The sequence below is a fragment of the Candidatus Jordarchaeum sp. genome, assembly GCF_052745115.1.
On the sequence record NZ_JBRAKS010000415.1, the window covers coordinates 1 to 3,147 of the forward strand.

Here is a 3,147-nt window from a genome sequence, read left to right on the forward strand (position 1 = left end):
CTATTAAATAATATAATTAAAGAAATTTTTAGCTTAAATCTTCTTTAATTCTTTTTGCATCATACAAAATCCTTTTTTATCATGTTGTTATTTATCTAATCTAGTTAGACCACAAATATCGAGGGAGTATAATGCTTGTTCCTCTCCAATTTGCATTCCAGTTTACAATCGACATACCTATACTAGTCAGATTAGCCCCATTATTTTTAATTCTAGCAGGATTTGCTTCTGCGGGTAGACTACTCGAAAGAGCCTTTGGCGTTGTGCCAGTTATAGGCAGTGGAATACAACTATTTATACGGAGCACAATTTATTTAGGAATCATTATAGGCGTGTTCTGTATAGCCTCAGGTATACAGACATGGATAACAGGCGGAAATATATTAACGAGCTATTTCATAATCCTCGCAGCAGCAGTTAACGGAGCTCAAGTCTTTTACGGACTTGCAGGATATTTACTAGGCCTGATTATTCACTACGAGTACTATTTCTGGGTCCACGCAGCTTATACCTATGGTATTCTGATATTCGTAGGATTTGCACTAGTAATGAAGCCAATAAAAGCGTTTCCCTGGGCAGCCCTTCTGGCACTATTTGTAGGTGGAGGCGTTGCCGTATTAGTGTGGAAGTACTTCAATGTAACCGAAATTCAATGGCTAATCTTGATATTTATAGCTATTCTTCTCTTGACTTATTTACTCTTCAAGTTTATCGAAGATCTGTTTAAAGCCTTAGCAATGATTCTAACATTTCCAGTAATAGCCATTCCACTAGGACTAATCTGTATTATTCAAGCAATACTACTGCTAATTGGAAGCACACTGGGAAATGTGTTCGCACCGCTATTTGGTTCTATAATTTGAGTAATCTAATCTAGTGCTAGTCTTACTACTATAGGTATTAAAATAATGATTGGAGAACTCATCCTATTTTTTCTAAATTCGAAACTTCTCAGACTATTTCAAATTTTTCATGATAGAAAATAATAAGAGAATAATAGAATTAGTTAACCAAATACCAGTAAATTCTTAAAAAAGGGCGATTATATTTGATAAAAAATGTTTAAAATTAATATTGATTTAAGAAATTATTATTGGCCCTTCAATCTAGTGGTGCTGGTTGACTATTTTCTAGGTGCTTTTCGATTAGTTTTAGTAAATGTTTGATAGCTTTAGCATGGTTTTCTTCTCCATTGAATCCCGCAGCAGTTGAGTGCCCGCCCCCCACGCCTTTAACAATTGTGCCTAATTCTTCCATAAGTTTTCCCAAGTTAATACCGGTTTTTTTATGGATGTTTTGTGTAGCTCTAGCACTTATCCGAATTTCATTTTTTCGTTTGGCGCCAACAATTGCTATATCTGCTCCGGCTTCCATCAGGGCCCTACAGGCACTAGCTTCGTATGCGCTTACATTAGAAACAGTGACTAACCAATTTTTAAAGTCATGTATCTGCATCCTATTCATGGCTTTCAGCCGCGCTATCCTTTCGGATCTAGGCATGTGTGTGCGAAGTTTTTCAATTACAGAAGGATAATCCGCTCCGGCATCGATAAGATCTGTAGCGGCTTTGAAAGTGGAACCAGTAGCCAGAAGGAAATGTTTACTGTCGTATGTTATTCCCAAAAGTAAGGCCATTGCAGTTTCGGGATCTGGTTTAATATCAGCCTCCTTAAAAAGTTTGTAGACAATTTCAGCAGTTGAAGAGCTTGTTTCATCAGTTATTACATATTGAGTAATTTGGGTTGTGTAAATGTGAGGTGTATGATGGTCAATAAAAATTATTGGTTTTAAAAAAGTTGGCACCATATGGTAGCAACCCAACTGCTCAACATTGTTAGTATCAACAGCAATAAAGGCATCAAATATTTCAAGATTGACTATCTCTGCTAAAGATATTTTTAGATCTTCCAAAATAATGCTTGAAATTTTGTTTAGATCGTCAGCACCTATTAGACACTCAATTTCGGGAAAAAGATTTGCAATTAGATTTTTAATAGCGTAAGCACTACATAACGCATCTGGGTCTGCGTTCTGATGGCAAAGGATCAAAATTTTTTTGGGATTATTTTCAAAAAAAGTTTTAAAGATTTCCAGGGCCAATGTGCTTACCCTAAAAGCTTTTTATCAATAGCATTCATGGCAACTCTTACTGCTTCTTCTGCCAATATTTTATTCTCTTCTTCGGATAAAGAAACAGATTCTAGAACTATTTCAATAATAAGGTTTTTTGTTTTTTCGAACTCAAACTCTACTATGATTTCTAAGTTTTTAATCTTCTTCGGAGGGCATTTTGAATGAATGAAATTTTTTATTTCACTCTCAGCAAGAATGCATAATTCTTCCAAGTCTTCAGCTGTTAGATCACTTAGATCATTTTTCTTTTTGTCGTCCATTTTACCCCGCCGGGCTTAAACCACGTTGTTGAAGGGTTTCTTGAACTTTTATTCGCATTTCTTCTAGTTGTTTTCGGGAACGCTCTTCCTGCCTCTGAAGAGTTTTTACTCTTAATTCTAGAGTCTCCTTTTTGTCCTTAAGCTCTTCCTTGACTTTTTCTGGCTGGGTTTTTATTAATAATGTTCCAACCATTTTGTACACATCATTTCCTTGTTCGATTTTTTCAAGTTCACTTATAGCTTGCTCTGTTTCTTTTAGCTGTAATTCAGATTGAGTTCTTTGGGCCATAATAATTTCCAATTTTTGTTGTAATTGCTGCAGCATTGAGATTTGGTGCTGCACTTGTGGGGGTAGTTCACTTCCAGACAATGACATGCCTCCTAAGTAATTTCATTAATGTCATAAATTATTTTTAACCATCTGAGATATGAGTTTAATGCTGCTCTGAGCGCAACTGTATCTTCAGCCTCAATTTCTAAGCTTATAATGTCACCATCTCTTTTTAATTTACCTCTATACCGCCCATTGGAACCAGAAACAATTTCAGGTAAAATCGCCTTAAAAACAATCTCCGACAAGTTTGAATGAAAAGTGGTTTCGATAACTCCTCTTGCCTTATTTTTCATACTTAGCCGACTCCAAATACTCTAAAAGTCGCACGCTAGTTATGTTTGCTAAATGAATTAGCTGCTACATTGGCAAAATTGAAATTATTATTTGCGTAAATATTTAAAGCCTATTGATTCAAAGATT

5 protein-coding genes are annotated in these 3,147 nt (G+C 35.5%); 1 reads left to right on the top strand and 4 read right to left on the bottom strand.

Annotated features, from left to right (window positions below; genetic code table 11):
• Positions 1-131 precede the first annotated feature (131 nt).
• The gene (locus tag ACUVXA_RS18780) at positions 132-863 is read left to right on the top strand and encodes a hypothetical protein (protein WP_445872819.1); all 732 of its coding nucleotides are present in this window, start codon (positions 132-134) and stop codon (positions 861-863) included.
• 238 nt (positions 864-1,101) lie between these two features.
• On the opposite strand, the gene ACUVXA_RS18785 is transcribed toward ACUVXA_RS18780, so the two are convergent.
• From ACUVXA_RS18785 to ACUVXA_RS18800, 4 genes are read right to left on the bottom strand one after another with little or no spacing between them, the layout of a single operon-like run.
• Positions 1,102-2,100 carry a DHH family phosphoesterase gene (locus ACUVXA_RS18785; protein WP_445872820.1) on the bottom strand — a complete coding sequence of 333 codons (999 nt, stop codon included), beginning with the start codon at positions 2,098-2,100 and terminating at the stop codon, positions 1,102-1,104.
• Positions 2,101-2,105: 5 nt separating this feature from the next.
• Positions 2,106-2,393: a DUF3194 domain-containing protein gene (locus ACUVXA_RS18790; protein ID WP_445872821.1), complete on the bottom strand. Its 288-nt coding sequence runs from the start codon at positions 2,391-2,393 to the stop codon at positions 2,106-2,108.
• A gap of 1 nt (position 2,394) precedes the next feature.
• Entirely contained in the window at positions 2,395-2,763 is a 369-nt protein-coding gene (locus tag ACUVXA_RS18795; RefSeq protein ID WP_445872822.1) for a prefoldin subunit beta, read from the bottom strand.
• Between the two features lie 11 nt (positions 2,764-2,774).
• A complete protein-coding gene (locus ACUVXA_RS18800) occupies positions 2,775-3,020 on the bottom strand; it encodes a KEOPS complex subunit Pcc1 (protein ID WP_445872823.1) in 246 nt (81 codons plus the stop codon).
• Positions 3,021-3,147 lie beyond the last annotated feature (127 nt).

Excerpts from the sequence above, each read along its gene's own strand:
- ACUVXA_RS18780 (WP_445872819.1), top strand. The coding sequence starts at position 132 with ATGCTTGTTCCTCTCCAATTTGCATTCCAGTTTACAATCGACATACCT.
- ACUVXA_RS18790 (WP_445872821.1), bottom strand. The coding sequence starts at position 2,393 with ATGGACGACAAAAAGAAAAATGATCTAAGTGATCTAACAGCTGAAGAC.
- ACUVXA_RS18800 (WP_445872823.1), bottom strand. The coding sequence starts at position 3,020 with ATGAAAAATAAGGCAAGAGGAGTTATCGAAACCACTTTTCATTCAAAC.